The sequence below is a fragment of the Gracilimonas halophila genome, assembly GCF_042684365.1.
GTDB classification, from domain to species: Bacteria; Bacteroidota; Rhodothermia; order Balneolales; family Balneolaceae; genus Gracilimonas; species Gracilimonas halophila.
Window position 1 is genome coordinate 187,324 of sequence record NZ_JBHULI010000005.1, and the last position, 21,878, is coordinate 209,201.

14 protein-coding genes are annotated in these 21,878 nt (G+C 41.9%); 9 read left to right on the forward strand and 5 right to left on the reverse strand.

The annotated features are described in order from the left end of the window. The first annotated feature begins 202 nt into the window (after nt 1-202). Both ACFSVN_RS04615 and ACFSVN_RS04620 read left to right on the forward strand, forming a co-directional pair. The gene (locus ACFSVN_RS04615) at nt 203-1,126 is read left to right on the forward strand and encodes an aminotransferase class IV (RefSeq protein WP_390299321.1); all 924 of its coding nucleotides are present in this window, start codon (nt 203-205) and stop codon (nt 1,124-1,126) included. A 70-nt stretch (nt 1,127-1,196) separates the two neighbouring features. Then, entirely contained in the window at nt 1,197-1,925 is a 729-nt protein-coding gene (locus ACFSVN_RS04620; protein ID WP_390299324.1) for a sulfotransferase-like domain-containing protein, read from the forward strand. An 86-nt stretch (nt 1,926-2,011) separates the two neighbouring features. Here the strand turns inward: ACFSVN_RS04620 and ACFSVN_RS04625 are convergent, their stop codons facing one another. The 5 genes from ACFSVN_RS04625 to ACFSVN_RS04645 form a co-directional block, all read right to left on the reverse strand. Next, entirely contained in the window at nt 2,012-3,286 is a 1,275-nt protein-coding gene (locus tag ACFSVN_RS04625; RefSeq protein WP_390299326.1) for an adenylosuccinate synthase, read from the reverse strand. A 62-nt stretch (nt 3,287-3,348) separates the two neighbouring features. After that, nucleotides 3,349-3,690, reverse strand: a complete 342-nt coding sequence (locus tag ACFSVN_RS04630; RefSeq protein ID WP_390299329.1) for an STAS domain-containing protein — start codon at nt 3,688-3,690, stop codon at nt 3,349-3,351. Between the two features lie 21 nt (nt 3,691-3,711). Further along, nucleotides 3,712-4,623 carry a protein translocase subunit SecF gene (gene secF, locus ACFSVN_RS04635; RefSeq protein WP_390299332.1) on the reverse strand — a complete coding sequence of 304 codons (912 nt, stop codon included), beginning with the start codon at nt 4,621-4,623 and terminating at the stop codon, nt 3,712-3,714. A 39-nt stretch (nt 4,624-4,662) separates the two neighbouring features. Next, nucleotides 4,663-6,468: a protein translocase subunit SecD gene (secD, locus tag ACFSVN_RS04640; protein ID WP_390299335.1), complete on the reverse strand. Its 1,806-nt coding sequence runs from the start codon at nt 6,466-6,468 to the stop codon at nt 4,663-4,665. A 144-nt stretch (nt 6,469-6,612) separates the two neighbouring features. After that, a complete protein-coding gene (locus tag ACFSVN_RS04645) occupies nt 6,613-7,167 on the reverse strand; it encodes a hypothetical protein (protein WP_390299338.1) in 555 nt (184 codons plus the stop codon). Between the two features lie 494 nt (nt 7,168-7,661). On the opposite strand from ACFSVN_RS04645, the gene ACFSVN_RS04650 reads away from it, so the two are divergent. The 7 genes from ACFSVN_RS04650 to ACFSVN_RS04680 all read left to right on the forward strand — a co-directional run. Then, entirely contained in the window at nt 7,662-9,308 is a 1,647-nt protein-coding gene (locus tag ACFSVN_RS04650) for an ATP-binding protein (protein ID WP_390299340.1), read from the forward strand. Between the two features lie 10 nt (nt 9,309-9,318). Further along, nucleotides 9,319-9,669: a response regulator gene (locus ACFSVN_RS04655; protein ID WP_390299343.1), complete on the forward strand. Its 351-nt coding sequence runs from the start codon at nt 9,319-9,321 to the stop codon at nt 9,667-9,669. Nucleotides 9,670-10,303: 634 nt separating this feature from the next. Beyond that, complete coding sequence (locus ACFSVN_RS04660) at nt 10,304-11,482, forward strand: lycopene cyclase family protein (RefSeq protein WP_390299346.1); 1,179 nt, start codon at nt 10,304-10,306, stop codon at nt 11,480-11,482. After that, the gene (locus tag ACFSVN_RS04665; protein ID WP_390299349.1) at nt 11,443-12,444 is read left to right on the forward strand and encodes a Brp/Blh family beta-carotene 15,15'-dioxygenase; all 1,002 of its coding nucleotides are present in this window, start codon (nt 11,443-11,445) and stop codon (nt 12,442-12,444) included. Before ACFSVN_RS04660 ends, ACFSVN_RS04665 begins: the two co-directional genes overlap by 40 nt. A 140-nt stretch (nt 12,445-12,584) precedes the next feature. Continuing rightward, nucleotides 12,585-13,373, forward strand: a complete 789-nt coding sequence (locus ACFSVN_RS04670) for a bacteriorhodopsin-like (RefSeq protein WP_390299352.1) — start codon at nt 12,585-12,587, stop codon at nt 13,371-13,373. A 209-nt stretch (nt 13,374-13,582) separates the two neighbouring features. Beyond that, a complete protein-coding gene (locus ACFSVN_RS04675) occupies nt 13,583-14,716 on the forward strand; it encodes a nitric oxide synthase oxygenase (protein ID WP_390299355.1) in 1,134 nt (377 codons plus the stop codon). A gap of 628 nt (nt 14,717-15,344) precedes the next feature. After that, nucleotides 15,345-21,878, forward strand: a 6,534-nt coding sequence (locus tag ACFSVN_RS04680; protein ID WP_390299358.1) for a YDG domain-containing protein, incomplete at its 3' end; no start/stop codon positions are given.

The window sequence follows — 21,878 nt, forward strand, 5'->3', positions numbered from 1 at the left end:
GCCTACTTACTTGGGTATGATCTTATCTAACTGATTTATCGTAGCTCCATTGACCGTGCGGGTTTTTTTTCGAACACTTTTTACCCTCTCTACAAAATTTTTCATTTCTTTTTTATGTAAAGTACTGTTTACAATATACATGCATGTAAGTCTAAAAGGATGACCATTTGCTCGGTTTTATGTATGTTCATTCAAAAATTAAATGACACACGGCACGCATAATGCGGTTGATGATCCGCGAAATGAAAATGTTCTTATCTATATAAATGGAGAATTATTTCCCAGAAGTGAAGCCAAAATATCTGTTTTTGATAGTGGTTATTTAGTGGGTGATGGTGTTTGGGAAGGACTTCGGCTCCATAAAGGTGTGCTTGTATTCCTTAAAGAACATTATAATCGGTTATTTCAGGGCGCCAAGACCATTGGTATGGACCTGAAGATGACCCGTCAGGATATCACTAATGCTATTTGGGAAACCCTGAATGCTAATGAAATGCAGGATGGGGTCCATGTCCGGTTAATGTTTACCAGAGGCATAAAGAAAACTCCATCTCAGGATCCGAGATTGACCATATCCGGTCCAAATCTGGTTATCATTGCTGAGTATAAAAAAGCAGATCCGAAAAGCAGAGATCGGGGCGTAACTTTATTTACCAGTACTATTCGCCGTGGTTCGCCCGATTATCTTGATCCCCGTTTGAATTGTCACAGCAAGATCCATGAAGTGCAGGCATTGGTTCAGGCTATTGAAGCCGGGGCTGATGAAGCATTGATGCTGGATATAAACGGCTTTGTTTCAACATGCAATGCAACTAACTTTTTTATGGTTAAAGATGGGGAAGTATGGACTTCCACCGGGCAGTATTGCATGAATGGTATTACCCGTGGTAAAGTGATCGAGATCTGTGAGAAGTCCGGCATCACATGCAGGCAAAAGAATTTTTCATTGTTTGATGCATACGGAGCTGATGAGGCATTTGTAACCGGAAGTTTTGGAGGGCTGACACCTGTTACTAAGATCGACGGGAGAGTCATTTCAGGATCTGTTCCAGGTGCTATGACTCAAAAGCTTCAACAGTTATATGAAAAAGAAATTGAACATGCTGTACAGATAAGTAAGGTATAGCAGAGAATATAAATTTTACACTGCGTGAAAGAGAAAGCTCAGTTTTAAAATAAAATTAAAGGCGAAATACATGTTAAAAACCAAAAGAATTTGTCTGTGGAGTGGTCCACGAAATATTTCAACAGCGCTAATGTATTCATTTGCACAGCGCGAAGACACAACGGTAGTTGATGAACCTTTATATGCTCATTATTTGTCAAATACCGATGCCAAGAATTATCATCCCGGCGCGAAGGAAGTGTTGGAAAGCCAGGAAAATGATGGGCAGAAAGTAGTGGATGAAATCATACTCGGAGATTATGATACGCCCATTGCGTTCTTTAAGAACATGACACACCATCTGGTGAATCTGGATCTCAGTTTTATGGAGAAAACGGTGAATGTGATCCTGACAAGGCCACCTAAAGACATGCTCCCATCTTATGCCAAACAAGTTAAGAATCCTACCATGCAGGATGTAGGATACGCCAAGCATCTTGAAATTGTGAAGTATTTGAAATCAATAGATAAAAGTCCTGTGATCGTGGATTCGAAAGATATTCTTCAATATCCACAGTCAAGGTTAAGAGAACTGTGTGGGACACTTGGTATTCCCTTTGATGAAGCTATGCTGAAATGGCCGGCAGGTCCCCGAAAAGAGGATGGAGTGTGGGCAAAGTACTGGTACCATAACGTACATCGGTCTACGGGATTCAGGGCGTATAAAGCTAAAAATGAACCATTTCCTGAAGAGTTGAAAGATCTGCTCGAAGAATGTCAGGAAGCGTATGAGGAGCTGTTGACTTACGCCGGGGATTAATACTTTGAATTCTTTAGAGAAAAGGCAAAAGTGAAAGGTGAAAAGTCGTAGGAGTTTACTTTTCACCTTTCACTTTTTCACTCGATCTAAACCAAAATTGTCTCGTTACGTTTAGGCCCGGTAGAGATAATGGTAAATTTCACTCCAAGGTATTCTTCAACGAATCTAATATAAGATTGTGCAGTTGAAGGGAGATCATTCCAGTCGGTAATTCCCTCGATCGAGTTTTTCCATCCGGGAAGGGTAATATATACCGGTTCTATTTTTTCGATCTCATCCAGGCACAATGGAAATACATCGGTTTCTTTTCCATCTATTCTATACGATGTACAGACCTTGATCTCTTTAAAACCATCCATTACATCCATTTTTGTGAGGGTAAGCTCATTCATTCCGTTCAGTTGCACTACATACTTTAGCGCCACCAGGTCGAGCCATCCACAACGTCTTGGTCTTCCGGTAGTGGCTCCGAATTCAGCTCCTTTTTTACGGAGTTCTTCACCCGTTTCATCCAAAAGTTCAGTTGGGAAAGGTCCGTTACCAACCCGGGTGCAATAAGCCTTGGTAATTCCCATAACATTAGTCAAAGCTGTAGGTGCAATTCCGGAACCTATACAAGCTCCTCCTGAAGTGGGGGAAGAGGAAGTAACATAAGGATAAGTTCCATGGTCCACATCCAGCAAGGTTCCCTGAGCTCCTTCGAGTAAAATGGACTTCTTGTTATTGATACCTTCATGCAGAAGGTTAGTGGTGTTGCAAATAAACGGTTCCAGGGCTTTTATGGAAACTTCGAGTTCTTCCATAAGGTCATCCGTTTTAAGTGGGGGTTCCTTATATAGGTTCTCGAGGGCAAAATTTATGTCCTTGAGATTCTGATCTATCTTTTTCCTCAGAACTTCACGGTCAAGGAGATCTACCATTCGAATACCCACTCGGGAAACTTTACTTACATAGGCGGGACCAATACCACGTCCGGTAGTACCTATAGCATCGCCACCCCTGCGTTTTTCTTTTAATTGATCCAGAAGCTTGTGATAGGGAAGGATCACATGGGCTGTTTGGCTGATAAAGAAACGGCCTTCCAGGCTGAATCCCATCTCCTGAACACCTTTGATCTCATCTACCAAAGCGATGGGGTCGATGACCACACCATTGCCGATCACACAGTCGGCATCTCCGTTAAAGATGCCGGACGGTATCAGGTGAAGGACGAATTTTTTATCGTCAAATTTAAGGGTGTGTCCGGCATTTGCTCCGCCCTGAAAGCGAACAACATAGTCTGCTTTATCACTAAGCAGATCTACAATTTTTCCTTTTCCTTCATCACCCCATTGGGCTCCAATAACAACTCGTATACTCATAATCAGTTCAATAAAAAAGGGGTGCAGAACACCCCTTTGTATTCCATTTAATTTTCAGATGATCAGTCTTCGTATGATTTAGCAGCTTCATCCACAGATTTATAGTGTTTGAATACTGTAATCAATTTAGTGACGATCAATAAACTTTCGATCTTATCGGTTGCGTTGGCAATACGGAGATCTCCTCCTGCTTTGCGCATGGTGGTAAGTCCGCCAATAAGCATTCCAAGGCCTGAGGAGTTCATGAATTTCACTTTGCCAAGATCAACCACAACATTGGTTTTATCTGCATCGATAAGTTCATGCAGTTTCTCATTCAGGCTAACCGCATCAGGGCCACCCATCACGTTCCCTTTAAATTCTATAACAACGCTGTTGTAGCGTTCTGATGTATTAAAGCTCATAATAGTTCTGTTGTTTTAAATTTAAGATTTCTTGGTACGTACTTCGAGTTCAACTACCAACGCACTAGCTACAAACAGTGAACTGTATGTACCCAAAATGATACCGATAAGGAGTGCAAAAGAAAATCCTTTCAACACCTCACCGCCGAAAATAAACAGCACAAGTACCACAAACAAGGTGGTAATGGAAGTAATTACAGTTCGGCTTAATGTATCATTCAAGCTTTTGTTTACCATAGGTATGAAATCCATTCCTTTGTGGACATTCGAGTTTTCACGAATACGGTCATATACAACCACCGTATCATTCAATGAATAACCCACAATAGTAAGGAATGCAGCAATCAAGGCCTGATCGATCTGTAAGCTAAAAGGTACAAGATCGGCAAGAATGGTGAAGACCCCGAGTACGATCACTACATCGTGTACGAGTGCTGCTACCGCTCCGGCCGAGAAGGTCCAGTTTCGGAATCGGATCAGGATATAAATGAAAATAATTACAATGGCATAGATCACCGCTTGTAATGCGCCCCATTTGAGGTCTTCTGCAAAACGAGGTCCAACTACATCAGTTTTTACCACATTTGCGGGATTGTTAGGATATAATTGTTCCATATTGGAAGTAATGATATCCTGAACAACATTGATCTCGCCTTCGTTATCTGTTCGGATGAGAACATCGCTGTCAGATCCGTAAAGTTTTATTTCCGGTGCAGCACCGAGGGGTCCGGAAAGAGTAGAACGCATCTCAACAACGTTTACCGGTTCCTGAAATTCCAGAACGAATTCTTTACCGCCTTTGAAGTCGATACCGTATTGCAATCCTTGTGTCAGGATCGCTGTTAATGACGCCAAGAAAAGAACCGCAGAAAAAATATAGGCTATCTTATGGCTGCCTGTGAAGTTAAAATTAGGTGTTTCAAACCATCTCATAATAATAATCCTTTAGTCGTTTAAATTTCTTTTAGTTGATTAACCGAAGCTTACACTGCTTTTCTTCGCTTTGGTCAGGTAATCCACCACAACCCGGGTAATTACAATAGCGCTGAAAAGTGATGCTACAATACCGGCCATAAGTGTAACGGCAAATCCCTTGATCGGACCAACTCCGAAACTGAAAAGGATGATAGCTACAAAGAATGTAGTTACGTTTGCATCAACAATAGCACTCATGGCATTAGCATATCCTGCTTCAATAGATGCTTTGAGTGTTTTACCGGTACGTTGCTCTTCGCGGATTCGGTCAAAGATCAGCACGTTTGCATCTACCGCCATACCGATGGTCAATACAATACCGGCAATACCCGGTAAAGTCAGAGTAGCTTTGAATGCAGCCAGAATACCAAGTATGAAGATGATATTAAGCAGAAGTGCAAGATCGGCAATTCCACCACCGGTTCGATAGTAGACGATCATAAAGATGGCTACAACTCCTAATCCAAAAAGAATGGAGTTCAAACCGGCCTGGATAGATTCAGCACCCAGAGTTGCACCCACGGTTCGTTCCTCAAGGATCTCAAGAGGAGCAGGCAGAGCACCTGAAAGCAAAATATTCACCAGATCCTCTGCTTCATCAATACCATCTAAACCGGTAATCGATGAACGGCCGTTAGAGATCTTTGTTTGCACGTTGGGGTAGGAGAACACAAAACCATCCAGTACAATGGCTACCGGTTTTCCGATATTGGCCCCCGTTACCCGGCCCCACTTACGGGCACCCTCACTGTCCATGCTCATGGATACTTCGGGAACATTAGTGGCAGGGTCGAACTGAACACTTGCGGCTTCAATAACATCGCCGGTGAGTTCAATTTGAGTTCTGACCCCGATTAGCTGGTAGAGATCTTCTCCGGCTTGTCCGGCAAGCGGGTTTGCACTCCACATTACAGTGGTACTTCTTGGCATCATACGCTGAATGTCCTCAGTTTTTAAGAGGTCCATAACACGAGCAGTATCTCTTGCTGTGGCATAACCCATCAAATAAGGGCTTTGAGCAGGAAGCAGTACTTCTTCAAGTGGGTTTGAAGCAACCTCCAAAGAATCACCTTCTTCGCCCTGGTAGTTTGAGTAGTACTCATATACCTGATCTACAAATGAGCGAAATGTTTCTGCATCAGCAGCAAGTCGGAATTCGAGCCTGGCAGTTCCTTTCAATAGGTTACGTACACGTTCCTTGTCTTCTACACCAGGTAATTCAACCACAACCCGGTTATTTCCTTGTTTTACAATAGAAGGTTCGGTTACTCCGTAACGGTCAACCCGAGTTCGGATAATTTCGATAGCACGATCTAAAGCAGATTGCCGCTGGGTTTTGAGGAAAGTTGCGATCTCCTCGTTAGTGGAGCGGCGAGTGATATCCATGGCATCGTTTCTGTAATATCGGCTCAAGCGAGCGTCAGGATCACGAGATTCGAATTCTGCCACCATCTCATCAATAAAGTCAGAGCCTGATTCGATAGCGCGTTCCTCGGCAGTATTGATCACTTCTCTCAGAAGCTCATCAGCGTTATCGCCGGCCAATTCAAGCACTAATTGCGGAATTCCAACTTCAAGCGTTACGTGCATTCCGCCCTGAAGGTCAAGACCCAAAGAGAGGATGTTATCGCGAATTCCTTGAAGTTTTTCACGATTCTGTTCCTCATATTGAGCCGCCTCATCCGGGCTTAGTTCATCAATATAATTCTGTTCCAGGTTCCACTGTAGTGTGGGCCACAGGTAATAAATGGTAAGGGCTAAGAAAGCCACGATCGTACCAATTTTAAATCCGTTTCCTTGCATGGTAGTAATGGTTTAGTTTTGAGAAAATTAAATAAAATGGTTTGGTTGTTGATAACAGTGCAGGTCTTTTAATGTCCTGTTTTCTGTTACAACCTTCTTCTTTGTTTAAAAGTGAAGTTTAAAAATAGTGAGGAGCGAGAGAGACTAAGGGGCGTTAATTGCCGTTCCGCCCGATAAGGGAGAGATATAAAAATTGTGAGAAGCTTCGGGAATCTGCTCTCCGGTAACTCCGGCACTGGTGAATATCGTACTGTGGCTGGAGGTCAGTGACTTATTTCCAAAAGAAAACCCATCAACAGGTATAATTGAGTTAGGTTGTGCCTGTTTTATGATCACAGCCTTACCCATGCCGGTAGATGAATTCTGGTAGTTATTCCATTCAGTTAGCAGAAGCTGGAATACTTCATTTTCATCTTTTGTGTGAGTATCAACCGGGAGCTCAAAATCATCTGCGTGTGCTTTTACAAGCACAGAAGCCTGACGAATTACAGATTCTAATTTTCCTTCTTCATCGGAAAGCCCGCGAATTTGATCGACTACATTTGTATTTGTACTTGATTTGAGATTAGACTGCAACCAAGAAGCAAATGCATTATGCTCGGTATTATCACTAACCGGCTTCATAAAGTAGAATAGAAAGCCGGTAAGCAGGATGCCTACATTAAACGAGCGGGTGATATGTGTCCGGAAGAATTCCACTTAACGACGTAATATAAACAACTAAAGTTCCATTGTGAAAAGCAAAGTGAAAAGAAATGTTCATTTCACAGGGCTACATAAAAATTAACAATAGTCTGAAGTTATTAATTATAATAGTAAAATTTATATGAGCAAATTATCACATTTTTTCGATTAGCTTACTACACCGAATCCTGAAAAGCTTAAATGGTAGGTTTTGTAATAAATAATGTTTGACGTGAAGAGTAGTCTTCCTTCATCCGATGGATTAATTTTGTTACCCAAATCTAATGGGTTATTGCACCATTGATAATGGCATATTTTTAAATTTTATGACTATATAAATAAGACGCATGGGTTTGTTAATAATATTTTTTACGGATAAGACTAACGTATACATAGTTTTCATGATGGACTAACTTTATTTATTTAAAATAAAGACACTTATAAAAAAATTGAGACATTTGGTGTTATAAAATATTACCAAATTTGTAGAATAGATCAAATTAATGGTTATGGATATTAATTTAAAAAATTTTAAAAGCCTCATTGTTTGGTCAAATAATGAATCAGGTGATCAGTTAACGCAAGAAGGGGACTTAGAGTATTTTTACGGATACTCTAGGACTGAATTTGAAAGTGATACTGATCTATGGTTTAAGATTATACATCCCGATGATAAACCTTATTTCCAAAAAGTGATACGTGAACTTGATAAATCACAGAACTGTAGTGTGAACGTTCAGTATCGAATAATTCGAAAAGATTCTGTAGTTCGAAATGTCTTGGGAGTAATAATCAAAAAAAATGAAAATGGACAATTGCAATATAGTGGCTATTTGGTGGATGTAACACATAAAAATCAAAACTATGATGCGAAGACTCACCGTAAAAATATATTGAGCCTTTTAAGTAACTCAATTTCAATTAGTTTTGACTCCTCAAAGAGCAGAAAAGAAAGAGTAAACGAGGTGCTATCTCGTTTGGGAGAAATTACAAAAGCCGATCGGGTTTATATTTTTGATAAAAAATCAGGCAGTAATTTTAGGCCGATTCTGAATCAAAATTACGAGTGGTGCAGAAAGGGCATTGAGTCACAAATGTCGAATGATGACGTCTTCGATGTGGATTTGAAGGATTTAGTACCAAGATGGTATGAGAATATGGTAAGTAATAAAAAACCGATTTCCGGTTTAGTCAGGCACTTGCCAGATGAAGAAAGGGAAGTTTTAGAACCCCAGGATATCGTCAGTATATTGGTAACCCCCATTTGGTATGATAATGACTATTATGGCTTTATAGGTTTTGATGATTGCAGAGAAGAACGAGTATGGAGTGAGGAAGAAATTGAGTTGTTAACGGTATTTGGCTCACTGATCATTGCAAGCTGGAAGTATGAGGATTCTATTATAAAGGTTGAGGATCAGCTAAAACAGGTTAAGAAATTGCAATCAGAACGAGAGCAATTCTTAAAAATGGTATCTCATCAATTCAAGACTCCACTTTCAGTTATTAAGCTAAATTCGGATCTTCTGAAGCAAGCTTGCATGTCTGGTTCCGTTGATCTGAAAAATATCCTGCCACCTAAGATAGGAAGGATTGAACGATCAATCACTAAATTTGAGGAACTCATAGAGGCAATACTCATTGGTAACTCAGATCACTCAGTGGACGACAATCCTGAAAAAATTGATTTTCACAATTGGCTGGAGGAAATGTTCAACACCAAAAAGAGAGACTACAATAACCTGAAAAGTGTTGAGCTAAGTTTTAGTGAAAAATTGAAAGAAGTAGTTGTGCTTCCTTTTAGTACTAAAACCTTTGAATATATTATGGATACTTTGTTTTCAAACGCGGTTAAGTATCGTGGTGATGAGGCAGCGATTATCCAAATACACTATGAAATTACCGGTGACGGATACTTAAATATGGTATTTAAGGACGAGGGTATTGGTATTAACGAGGGTGATATAGGAAGCATTGGTAAGCCTTTTTTCAGGGCAAACAATGTCATTAATACTTCAGGAACGGGAATAGGACTTTCAATGGTAAAAGATTCGTTACTAAACGTTGGAGGAGGGTTTGAGGTCAAATCAAAGGAAGGAGATTTTACAACTATCATGATCAGTTTTCCAATAAACACTAAAAATGATGCTAAATAGTAAAATACTTATGGTTGAAGATGACCCAGAATTGAGAGAAACTCTTCAGGATATCTTTGAACTAAACGGGTTAGAAGCAGACCTTGCTGAAGATGCCAAGGCAGCTCTAAAATATATAAAGCAAGAAGAAGGTGAGTATAATATTATTCTCTCCGATTATCTTATGCCTGGGATGAGTGGTTTGGTTCTGTTTTCAGAAATAAGAAAGCTTTCGGGATACAAAAAAACTCCATTTTATATACTCAGTGCCAGAACAGATAAGGAAACCAAGGATAAATGTTTTAAGGTAAATGTAACCGGGTTTATAGATAAACCTTTCAATATTTCTGAACTTATAAAATTATTGAGTAAGTATATATAAAATGAAAAGTGGAATATTTTTGAGTTGAGGAGAAAAGTACCTTTTTTTTAAAATTTTATATACTTTAGATACCTATAGTGCTTAAATTATTCCATGTTATTTAACGTGTTGAGGCCCAGATAACTATTAGAAGTTTATTAAGGTTTCAATTGTTCTACAGAATGATAGAATTATCGAATAGCCAAATAAAACTGTTAAAATAAAAAAAGCCTCGACCAAGAGGCTTTTTTTTAAATAGGGTACTAGGGTCAATTTTAATACGCCTAAAAATATATAATATTGGTGGTTCGTGTAAAAAAAGGCATGTCATTTGAATATATGTCTCATAAATTTATAGGTAATAGTTTTTTCCTGCTTTACTTAAAACTAAAAACTATGGATTACTTCTATTTGAATTAGTTCATTTTGGTTTGAAGACTTAGATCTACTTTCCATTATATATAATGCACTTCTGACAAAAGAAAAAACAATAGTAGGGGTATTATCTAACAAAGGATATAAATATTAAAAATGAAGATGCATGCATACTGCCAAATTTTGGTGACATAAAAAATAATAATACGTCATTTATCTGTTGGCTATGGTAAAATATTGGTTAATGAATATTGAATTTACTAATTGAATATGATTTGCCATGCAAAAACCTAATAATATCGAACCATACGATTGTATAATAGTTGGTTGTGGTAGCTCAGGCCTTAGCTTAGCATGGTATTTGATCCAGGAACTCGGTGAGACTTATAAGATTTTGTTGATTGAACGTTCTTTTGAAAATAGGAAGAATAAAACCTGGTGTTTTTGGGATGAGGATGCTAAACCTGATATAATTTCATCCAGAATCTTTTGGAATGACCTAGTGTTTGGTAATCAAAAAGAAAAAATAACGGGGTCTCTGATAAACTACACATACCGCATGATATCAAGTGCATCCTACGAAGAGATGATGATAAAAGAGTTATGTAAATATAAAAATATTTTTTGGGCAGAAGATACTGTGAAAAGTATTCAGGAAGATGATTCATACACCACTGTGATAGCAGAAAACGGTATATACAATACCAAAAAAGTATTTAAAAGTAATATACGACAGAAGGATATTACAAATTCAGTATATCTCAAGCAGCATTTTCTAGGATGGAAGGTCAAGACAGATAATGCGGTTTTTGATCATAAAAAGGCCGTGTTAATGGATTTCAATGTTGCCCAGAAGAATGCTACGGCCTTCATGTATCTGCTGCCATTTAGTGGGTCCACAGCTTTAGTAGAGTACACCATGTTTTCTAAAAATGTATTGGAAAAAGATGAGTATGAGTACGAAATAAACAAATATTTATATGATAATTTCGGTTTAACAGCAGATGATTATAAGGTGACAGAAACAGAAGGTGGTGCTATACCCATGATCATGAGGGGCTCAAAGTTGAATGAAGGAAAGAATATTTTCAACATTGGTGTTGCCGCAGGAAGTAATAAACCAACGACCGGTTATGCTTTCAATCGAATTCATAGGATAAACATGCAAATAGCTAAGCACATCAGTAAAGGTGAAGAACCCCAGGTTCTTAATTTATCACCAAAACGATATCGGTTTTACGATATACTATTATTAGATATTTTAGAAAACCAACCAGATGCATCAGTCAACATATTTTCAAAACTATTTAAGCGCAATTCTATGGATAGCATTCTAAAATTCATGGATGAAAAGGCCGGGTTTTTAGAAAATATGAGATTGCTTGTTACGCTGCCATGGGGGCCTTTCTTAAAGGCTTTGTGGAGAAACCGAAAACATATATTAACCGGCAAGTTTTAATGCACCATTCAAGCAACAACAATCTACCTAAGTCAAGACAGTGGCCGCTATTTGGATATTTAATTGGAATGACTGCGCTTGTAGCTATTACCTACCTTTATTTTGTTGATATACCTGTTCATATTGAATTGATATTTTTCGCATTATTTGTCGTTGCTACCGGTATCCCACACGGTGCAGTTGATCATATTGTGGCTGCAGATGTATATAAGCTCAACCAAAACTATAAGGACCAGTTAAAGTTTTATGGAACGTATCTGATTGTAATGGCATGCTTGGGTGCCCTATGGATAGTAAGCCCTATCAGTGGTTTTGTAGTATTTATGATCACCTCTATATATCATTTTGGTCAAGGCGATCTCAATTGGGTATCATCTTCGTTAAAGAGTAAGACGTATTTAAGAGCCCTTTTTGTTTCCAGAGGTATAGTGCTGATTGTAATACCTGTGGTTTACCATTGGCAGGTTACAGCACCTATCATAGAATCAGCTTCAGGTTTCGATATAACTTATATTCATTGGTTAGTAGATCATGCATTATATATAGCAGTCATAGCATTACTACAGCATATGATGCTAATGCTGGGTTTAATTGGAAAGATCAAAACCCGTTTCATAGTTCAGGAATACAGCCTTGTAATCATATTGGCGTTTCTTTTCTTTATTGCTAATCCATTGGTCTCATTTGCCTTGTATTTTGGTATTTGGCATTCGCTAAATCATTTCTTTGAATTACGTGATCATCTTTCGTTAAAAAATAATTCAACAGATTCCTTTTTTAACCTGTACAAGCATACGGTCCCTTTTACTATTATTTCATTAATAGGGTTGGTGCTTTTATGGTACATATTGGGAGCAGCAGGTGTCAAAGATCAGATGATCAGTGTGCTATTTATCTTAATAAGCGTTCTAACACTTCCACATATGCTTCTGATCAACCAAATGTATGACAAGAAAATATAATGTTAACTGTTATTATAAGATCAGTGAATTGGGGGGGGGCAAAATTTAAATATCCGCCAAAATATATAAAATATGGACACACTGGAACACTTCTCACGTGCCATTAGTTTTTTCTTTTAACTTTTAACTAAAAAAAAAAGATGGAACAGTTGACATTTGGTCAGTTTAATTTGGTATATAACATGTTGTCGTTTGCGATTGCAGCGATGATATTTTCAGGTGTATTTTTTGTATTAGCAAGAAATAGAGTGGCACCGCAGTATAGAATATCCCTAATTGTATCAACTCTTGTTGTTGGTATTGCTGCCTATCACTATCTCAGAATATTCAACTCATGGGAAGCCGCCTATATAATTGGCGAGGCTGGTAATTATGTAGCATCAGGTAAACCTTTTAATGATGCCTACAGATATATTGATTGGTTACTTACTGTACCATTACTACTTGTCGAATTGATATTAGTTATGGGCTTAGCTTCTGAAAAGCGTAGTAAGATGCTTACAAAACTTGTGATAGCATCGTTTTTAATGATACTTCTTGGTTATCCTGGTGAAATTATAACCGGTGATACCTCTATGTTCTCAGAGCGTGGTTTGTGGGGCTTATTAAGTACTATCCCTTTTGTATACATTCTATATGTGTTATGGGGTGAATTAGGTTCTACCATTTCTAACCAATCAGGAAAAACAGGAATCTTACTCAGAAACATACGTCTCTTATTATTATTTACATGGGGCTTTTATCCAATTGTATATATGGCTCCATTTTTCGGTTGGGAAGGAGCAACAGCTACGGTAGCTATTCAGGTAGGTTATTCTTTAGCTGATGTTCTTGCGAAAGCGGGATATGGTTTAATGATCTACGCCATTGCCAGATCTAAGTCTGAGGACGAAGGATATAAAATCGGAAGAGTCGTTACAGCTACATAGAATTTCTACTATCGCGAAGGTTTCTTACAGTAAGAGATGGTTGCATATATAAAATATCCTTGTTTGTAAGCACAAAACAACGTTAGTAGAATAGTAAAACCGCCACCTTTGTGTGGCGGTTTTTTTATTAATTTTAAGTCAAAATTAAAGCGAGTAAAAGGTGATTTAAAACGTCATACTGTTACTGAAGAACGTAAACCTTTTGAAGAATGTACTCTAAAGAAGAATATGTGCAAGAAGCTGAAAAATTTATCAAAGTACATCATCAAGATAAATGGTATGAAAAAAAATTAAATCGCCTTGAGAGCATCCGAGAACAAATCTATAGTGAAGGAACTTGGACCCCCACAAAAGATGAGCTTAAAAAGGGTGGTCAAATGGCCTGGCGTAATAGTAGCAGGTGCATAGGAAGGCTATTTCATATGTCATTAAATGTAAAAGATAAAAGAAATTTGACCGACGAAAATGAAATCTTTGAGGCATTGGTCGAGCACTTACAAGAAGCAACTAATGAAGGAAGAATAAAACCGGTAATGACTGTTTTTAGAGAAAGGCGTAAGGGAGAAGAAATAAGAATTTGGAATAAACAACTTGTTAGGTACGCCGGTTTTGAAAATGATGGAGTGATAACTGGAGATCCAGCTGAAGTTGAATTCACCAATAAATGTATAGGTTTAGGATGGAAGCCAAAGCGTACAGCATTTGAGCTCTTACCGATTGTTATTCAAATTGGTAACCGGGAACCAAAGTGGTTTGAACTTCCCAGAAAATCTGTGCTTGAAGTAAAAATTACACATCCTGAACTACATTTTTTTGAGGAGCTTCAATTAAAGTGGTATGCAGTACCTGTTATCACTGATATGGCTTTTCGTATGGCAGGGCTTGAATACACAGCGGCACCTTTTAGTGGCTGGTATATGGGAACAGAAATAGCCGCAAGAAATCTTGCTGATGAAAACCGATATAATATGCTTCCGGTTGTTGCAAAGAAAATGGGTTTAAGTACAAACTCCCGGCATGATCTCTGGAAAGACCGAGCTCTTTTAGAGATTAACCGTGCTGTGCTGTATTCGTTTAAAAAAGCAGGGGTCATGATAACCGACCATCATACGGCATCCAGGCAGTTCATGAAATTTTGTACCAGAGAAAAAGAGGCCGGCCGTGAAGTAATGGCCGACTGGTCCTGGATTGTACCTCCTATGAGCGCATCAACCATGGAAGTGTTTCATAAGCAATGGCAAGATAATGTGTCAGACCCAAACTTTTATTATCAGGAAAAGAAGTGGAAGAAAACCGCTGGTAAAAAATTAAATGGATGCCCTTACTATCTTAATTCGAATTAAATATCCCGTAAAAGGTGTAATACTACCAGAGGCATGTTATCCGGTTATCTGATTTTTATTAAGTATTATTTTTTGCAGTTTTTTGCATACCCATTACTGGGTAAAACCAGTTTTATCTTTAAAAACCGATGATTGAATTATTTGGTAAAAGTAAATAATACACCCTTCAAAATTGTACTTCTACTCCTTTAGGCACCGCATTGATCAGCTCTCGAGTTTACCTCCTGGTATCGCTCTCCTGCAGTGGTGTATGTAATTGATAACCTATACCAAATGGCTGCCTCTTCGTATTTCTTTGTCTGTATTTCCATCTATTGGATTTTTCGGAAAAGTAAAAACTGCTGGGTTTAAAATCTGAGATGGGACCAATAAGATTAGTACACATTTACATGTGTACTAATAAATGGTAAAGAAGCATAAATTAAATTATAAAAATAAACAAGTACTTGGTAACTACTACAAAGATTTGAACTTATAATCAAATTAGGTAAAACTCATTTCTCTCGATTTTCTATAGTTGCGTCAGCCCATAAGTACAATGTAATATTTATCATGGCCGCAATGCTGAAATATAAGTTAAAGGCAGTATAATTTTACTGCAGGCTCATCAGACAAATATGTATCTCAAATGATATCAGAATATTTGAAATATTTATTAAAACCTTTTGCTCTATTCATAGTTATTCAGCTTCTAACACATTATAAAGCTGACGCCCAAAATAACATCTATATTGTCGAAAATGGAGGTGATATAGAGGGTGAAGGATGGATCTTGGAAGACGGTCTTATTGAAACTACTGCTGATGTTTCTATAAATGCAAGTACTCTCTTGAACAAATTACAGGAGGGACCTACAGAAATATCAGCAAGTTATATAGGCATTGAAGCATCAATAATTTCAACTTCAGCGAATAGACTTACGCTAAAAGCATCAGAAAATATAGATATTTCCTCAAACATTACTATCCAAACAAACGGTGGTGATATTGTCTTTTGGACCAACCCAACCGCTTCGAACAGCATTTCTGGCCACATTCGCCTCAACAGTGGTGTGGTGCTGAACACCACCAATGGGAGTACCGACCCCGGTCTTTCGGGTGGTGGGCACATCATCCTCGCTGGCGGTGGCGACTCAGACGGTGATGGCTACCCAGATGGCTTTGCCAAGACCAACAGCACATATGGGATAAGATTAGACACAGGAGTCGAGCTCTATTCTGCTGGAGGTGATATAATCGTACGGGGCGAGACCTACAGCACCTCGACCAACCGAAGCGGCATTTATCAAACCGGCGACCTGACCATCGACTCGGGCGTGGGCTCGATTTTCATCGAGGGCAAAAACCGCTCAGGCTACGGCAGCTGGCCTTTGCAACTGGGCAATGGCACGGTAGGCACGTTATCGCTGACATCCGACAAAGGCAGCGACAACGCCATCACCTTGAAAAGCACCGCCGGGCGCAATGGCATCTACTTGGGTGGCACCGCAAACGCCGACATGGCCTTCAAAGCCACCGGGGGTGGCGATATCGTCTTGACCACCAAACACCAAATACAGACCACCAGCGATTATTCATTCGAAACCGCGGGCGGGGCGATTGTGTTGTGGTCCGACAACCAACAAGCCCGCGACGGCAACATCAAAATTGGCAGCAACAACGCCTTCACCTCCCAAGGTGGCGACATTATTCTGGCTGGCGGCAATGCCGACGATGCCGGCTACCCAAAAAACTATGCCTCCACCACCAGCACGTACGGCATCCAGCTCGACTCAGGCGTTGAGTTCGACTCAAGCGGTGGTGATGTTATCTTAAAAGGCGAGACCTACAGCACCTCGACCAACCGAAGCGGCATTTATCAAACCGGCGACCTGACCATCGACTCGGGCGTGGGCTCGATTTTCATCGAGGGCAAAAACCGCTCAGGCTACGGCAGCTGGGCCTTACAATTGGGCAATAGTACGGTGGACACACTGTCTTTAGTGTCGGCCAAGCCATCGGGCGACGCCATCACCCTGAAGACCACAGGCGGGCGCTATGGTGTGTACTTGGGAGGCACCACAGGAAAAACCATGGAGGTCAACGCCACCGGTGGTGGCAACATCCGTCTTGACACGCCCCACCACATCCAAACAGAAAGTGACTATGTCTTTAAGACAACCGGCTCGGGCACCATCACGTTTAAAAGCGAAGACTACATTCGCCTGGGTCAGCGAAATCAATTGCAAACCGACAACGCCGACATTGTTCTTTGGACCAACCAGAGTGCGGCGAACAATGTATCGGGGGGCATTCGCCTCGACGATGGGACCACCTTAAACACCAACGATGGCAGCGAAACCACTGGTCTTTCGGGAGGTGGGCACATCATCCTCGCCGGCGGTAGCGCAGACAACGATGGATACCCCGATGGCTTTGCCAAGACCAACAGCACCTACGGGATCCTCCTTGATCCGGGCGTCAAACTCCACTCCGGCGGTGGTGATGTCATCTTAAAAGGCGAGACCTACAGCACGAGCACCAACCGCCACGGCATTTATCAAACCGGGGACCTGACCATCGACTCGGGCACGGGTTCTATCTTCATGGAGGGCAAAAACCGCTCAGGCTACGGGAGCTGGCCGTTGTACCTGGGCAGTGGCACGGTGGGCACACTGTCTTTAATATCGGCCAAGCCATCGGGTGACGCCATCACCATCCAGTCCTCAACAGGCCGCTATGGCACCTACCTGGGGGGCACTGTCGGTGGGACGATGGAGGTCAAGGCCACCGGTGGTGGCGACATTGTTGTCACCGCCAAGCGCGAGGTGGTTACCACCGATGACTACACCTTCCAAACCAACGGCGGTGACATAGTCATGTGGCCCAACAACACAGCCCTCAAAAAAGGCCGTCTGTCTATTGGCAAAAACAACACCTTCAACTCCGCAGGCGGGGCCACCGACCAAGCCACCGGTGGCGGTGATGTGATCTTTGCAGGCGGCATTGATGACGGCAACAACCGCCCTGATGGCTACGCCCGCGATGATGGCAACCGATATGGGATTGACCTCCGCACCGGCCTGACGATCCACTCAGGTGGTGGCGATATCACGCTCAAAGGGCGCACTAATAAATACAACGACAGTTACACCCGAGGCATTCGCCAGCGAGGCGATCTGACGATGTATTCTGGCAAAGGCGCCATCCTGTTTGACGGCCAAATCCTTCGAACCCGTGGGGCTGCGGGCTACGGCATCGAGTTCGCCGATGGCACGTCAAATACCATCTCAGTCGTTTCAGACAAAGCCCCTGGCGATGCCATCACCATCAACGGCAACAACACCACAAACACCTGGGGGATTTATTTTGGCGCCACCGCCAGCGGTCGGTTTGAAGCGACGGGCGGTGGACATATCGTGGCCACCACCGCGCGCGGGCTGTATGTTCACTCCAACTACACCTTCCAAACCGACGGCGGCGACATCGTCATGTGGCCCAACAACACAGCCCTCAAAAAAGGCCGGCTCTACATTGGCAACAACAGCACCTTCAACTCCGCAGGCGGGGCGACTAACCAAGGCACCGGTGGCGGTGATGTGATTTTTGCCGGCGGCATTGATGACGGCAATAACCGCCCCGATGGCTATGCCCGCGATGATGGCAACCGATATGGGATTGATATCCGCACCGGTCTGAAGATCCACTCGGGTGGAGGCGATATCACGCTTAAAGGGCGCACCAATAAGTACAACGACAGCTACACCCGAGGCATTCGCCAGCGAGGCGATCTGACGATGTATTCTGGCGAAGGCGCCATCCTATTTGACGGCCAAATCCTTCGAACCCGTGGGGCTGCGGGCTACGGCATCGAGTTCGCCGATGGTACGTCAAATACCATCTCAGTCGTTTCAGACAAAGCCCCTGGCGATGCCATCACCATCAACGGCAACAACACCACGAACACCTACGGCATCTATTTTGGCGCCACCACCAACGGGCGCTTTGAAGCCACCAGTGGCGGCAACCTCGTTGTCACCACCGCGCGTGGCATTCTCACGCGCTCAGGCTACACGTTTCAAACCGATGGGGGCAATGTAGTGTTTTGGGCAGACACCGACGGCAACGGCGACGGCCGCATCTACACCCAAAACCCCATCGTATTCAACAGCGCAGGTGGCTCAACCAATCAAAGCAGCGGCGGCGGGACCATTGTGCTCGCTGGTGGGTCAGACAACGGCGCCAACGGCCAGACAGCCGATGATGGCATCCCCGATGGCTTTGCCTATGACCGCACCTGGCGAGGGGTGTACCTGAGCAACGGCGCACAGATGTATTCAGGCGGTGGTGATGTCATCATTCGCGGGCGCACGTATCACACCGGCAACACCTATGCCATTCAGCAAAACAATGACCTGACGATCCACTCAGGCCAAGGCCAGATCACCCTGCACGGAAAGACCCGAACCGACCGCGATGGCGATGGGGTGTTGTTGGCCAATGGCGGCACGACCAATGGATTTTCGTTGGTCTCCGACAAAGCCACCGGCACCGCCGTTGAGATCATCGGCGAGGCGCACTCATATGGTGTGATCTCCAATTCAGGTGGCTCCACCAAAACCATCGAAGCCACCGGCGGCGGCGATGTCATCATCGATGGGAAGACACCCAAAGCCGGTTACGGCGTGTATTTAAGGGACTTCGATGTGCTGGCCGCCGATGGCGCAGTGACGATCGATGGCCACACCACCGGCATATGGTTGTATGACATGACCTTGGGCCAACTGAACAACACCTTGGTGGCCTCGTCTGATGCCGATGTCACTCTGAGAGCAGATGAGTTTAGAACCAGTGGATCGTCTACAGTTGAAACGACTGGTGAAGTGACCATAGAACCATACAGCGAAAGTTTTACTGATGCCTTCACGTATCCCATTACTAATGTTTCTGTATCTACTGACGCAACAGAACTAACGGTAGGTAAACTCTCAAATAATGTAGACATAACGGTAGCTGCCTCAACAACCATCAACGGTGACATTTCGTTCTTTGGTCGTGATATTACACTCAATAATAATACAACGGTTAAGTCAACAGGCGCCCAATCAGACATAGCCATGGTTGCGTCCCGTAATTTTATCAATTCGGCTGGCAGCAAAGCAATAGAATCGGTATCTGGACGATGGACCGTGTATCTCGATGACAGACTAGGAAATACATATGGTGATTTAAACAGTGAAAATATCCCATTCCAAGGATCTACATACAGCACGCTTCCTCCCAATGAAGTAGCTGGCGGTACTCGTTATGTCTTTGCTGAATCTTTCAGTACTGATTTTACCATAAATGCAAAAAATGTCACCAAAGAGTATGGTTTTGTTGCATGTTTAAATGGCTCTTGCTTGGATGAAAATAAATGTAATACTACTGTTCTTAATCCTGACCCCAGTTCTTCTAATTATTTGCAAAGTGGCAATTGGGGTGGATTAAATAGTCCTCAACTTTCCTCAGGGACAAGTTGGTCAGGTAGTTCAGGTAGTTCCACCAGTCAATTTGTAGGGGTTACATTCAGTGCTTCCAAAATTCAAGGAGTCATAACAAAGGGAAGGGGAGATGTTGATCAATGGGTGACATCCTACGATTTGCAAGCCACAAAGGATGGAACGACATGGACATCATTGGGAATATTTAGCGCAAATTCCGATCGTAATACCGAAGTATTTAATGAAGTCTCAAACACCGATACAGATTGGATCGGATTAAGAATAAATCCAAGAACCTGGAGAAGTCATCCATCTTTAAGGTTTCAGGTTAAACTAGCTGATTCGTGTCAAGTGGACTCAAATTACAGCTTTGAAGCTGGCTATGAAATCATAAGTGACATAAAAGAAGAGCCAAATGTTTATTTAGGAGGAAGTGCCGGTATTAGTATACCATTAAGTTCAATTTATTCTGAAATACCAGATATCACGTCCACCAAGGCGCCTCAGGAAGCTGCAATTGGTCAGGCTCCTATTAACATTTCTGGTGGTATCCCTAAAACAGGATATACAATTACAGAGGGCACGCTTACGAGTACATTGACCGTAATTCCAAGGGCTGTTGAACTTCATGCTTTCAATAAAATGTATGATGGTTCCCATGAAGCTACGTTGAGTGACAGTTCCGTATCTAATCTGGTCAATGACGACGATATAACCCTTACTTCTTCAGCAGCTGAGTATGCTACAAAAAATGTTGGTGAGGATATAAAGGTTACATTATCGGGATTACAGATTTCAGGCAGTGATGCGGCGAACTACAGTATTACATCTTCTATGGTTGCCAATGGCAAAATTCTACCCAGAGAGATAGAATTAAGTGCTTTTAAACCTTATGATGGAAGTACAGATCTCAATGGATTTGTTTCCATTGTAACCGGTGTTAGTAATAATGGATTTGCAGAAACACTGGATTATACAAATGCAACTGCTGCCAGTGCTGAAATAGCCGGGCCTGATGGTGAAACAAGTACCGATGACAATTACATTAGTTCAATCACTTTATTAGACGCAAATGATGGAAGTGGTGGGAAGGCAAACAATTACAAACTGCCTATCTTAAATGCACAAAATGCCCCGGTTTCAATTATATCAGGTTCTCCCTCCAAAGTTGTTAAAGTAGCCGGAGATGAACAAACTGCGTTAAGCGGAGAAGCTGTTACAGTGGCACCAAGCGTAAGTGTAATGTCAGACGCCGATGAGCCCATCGCCGGAGTGGAAGTCCGTTTTGAAGTAGAATCAGGTGGTGGAAATGTAAATCCTGCGTCTGAGATAACCACAAATGCAGATGGAATTGCGAGCCTTGATAGTTGGATTCTGGGTAGTGGTTTCGGAAAAAACACTCTTAAAGCTATAATTGTAGGCAGCGACCCGTTAATTTCATCGACATTTCTGGCTACAGCTACTACCTCACTCTCAGAAGTGATCTTAAACCAAATACCCGACCGGGAGTATACGGGACTTGCGATTACTCCATCAACGAGCCTTCAAAATGGGGGTGTATCGTTGACAGAAGGTACCGATTATACGGTAAGCTACAGCAATAACACCGATGTGGGCACGGCCGGGGTGACAATTACGGGGACCGGAAATTACAGTGGGAGTCTGGAGACGACTTTTGAGATTACCCCAAAGGATGTGTCG

Excerpts from the sequence above, each read along its gene's own strand:
- ACFSVN_RS04615 (WP_390299321.1), top strand. The coding sequence starts at position 203 with ATGACACACGGCACGCATAATGCGGTTGATGATCCGCGAAATGAAAAT.
- ACFSVN_RS04620 (WP_390299324.1), top strand. The coding sequence starts at position 1,197 with ATGTTAAAAACCAAAAGAATTTGTCTGTGGAGTGGTCCACGAAATATT.
- ACFSVN_RS04625 (WP_390299326.1), bottom strand. The coding sequence starts at position 3,286 with ATGAGTATACGAGTTGTTATTGGAGCCCAATGGGGTGATGAAGGAAAA.
- ACFSVN_RS04630 (WP_390299329.1), bottom strand. The coding sequence starts at position 3,690 with ATGAGCTTTAATACATCAGAACGCTACAACAGCGTTGTTATAGAATTT.
- secF (WP_390299332.1), bottom strand. The coding sequence starts at position 4,623 with ATGAGATGGTTTGAAACACCTAATTTTAACTTCACAGGCAGCCATAAG.
- secD (WP_390299335.1), bottom strand. The coding sequence starts at position 6,468 with ATGCAAGGAAACGGATTTAAAATTGGTACGATCGTGGCTTTCTTAGCC.
- ACFSVN_RS04650 (WP_390299340.1), top strand. The coding sequence starts at position 7,662 with ATGGATATTAATTTAAAAAATTTTAAAAGCCTCATTGTTTGGTCAAAT.
- ACFSVN_RS04655 (WP_390299343.1), top strand. The coding sequence starts at position 9,319 with ATGGTTGAAGATGACCCAGAATTGAGAGAAACTCTTCAGGATATCTTT.
- ACFSVN_RS04660 (WP_390299346.1), top strand. The coding sequence starts at position 10,304 with ATGCAAAAACCTAATAATATCGAACCATACGATTGTATAATAGTTGGT.
- ACFSVN_RS04670 (WP_390299352.1), top strand. The coding sequence starts at position 12,585 with ATGGAACAGTTGACATTTGGTCAGTTTAATTTGGTATATAACATGTTG.
- ACFSVN_RS04675 (WP_390299355.1), top strand. The coding sequence starts at position 13,583 with ATGTACTCTAAAGAAGAATATGTGCAAGAAGCTGAAAAATTTATCAAA.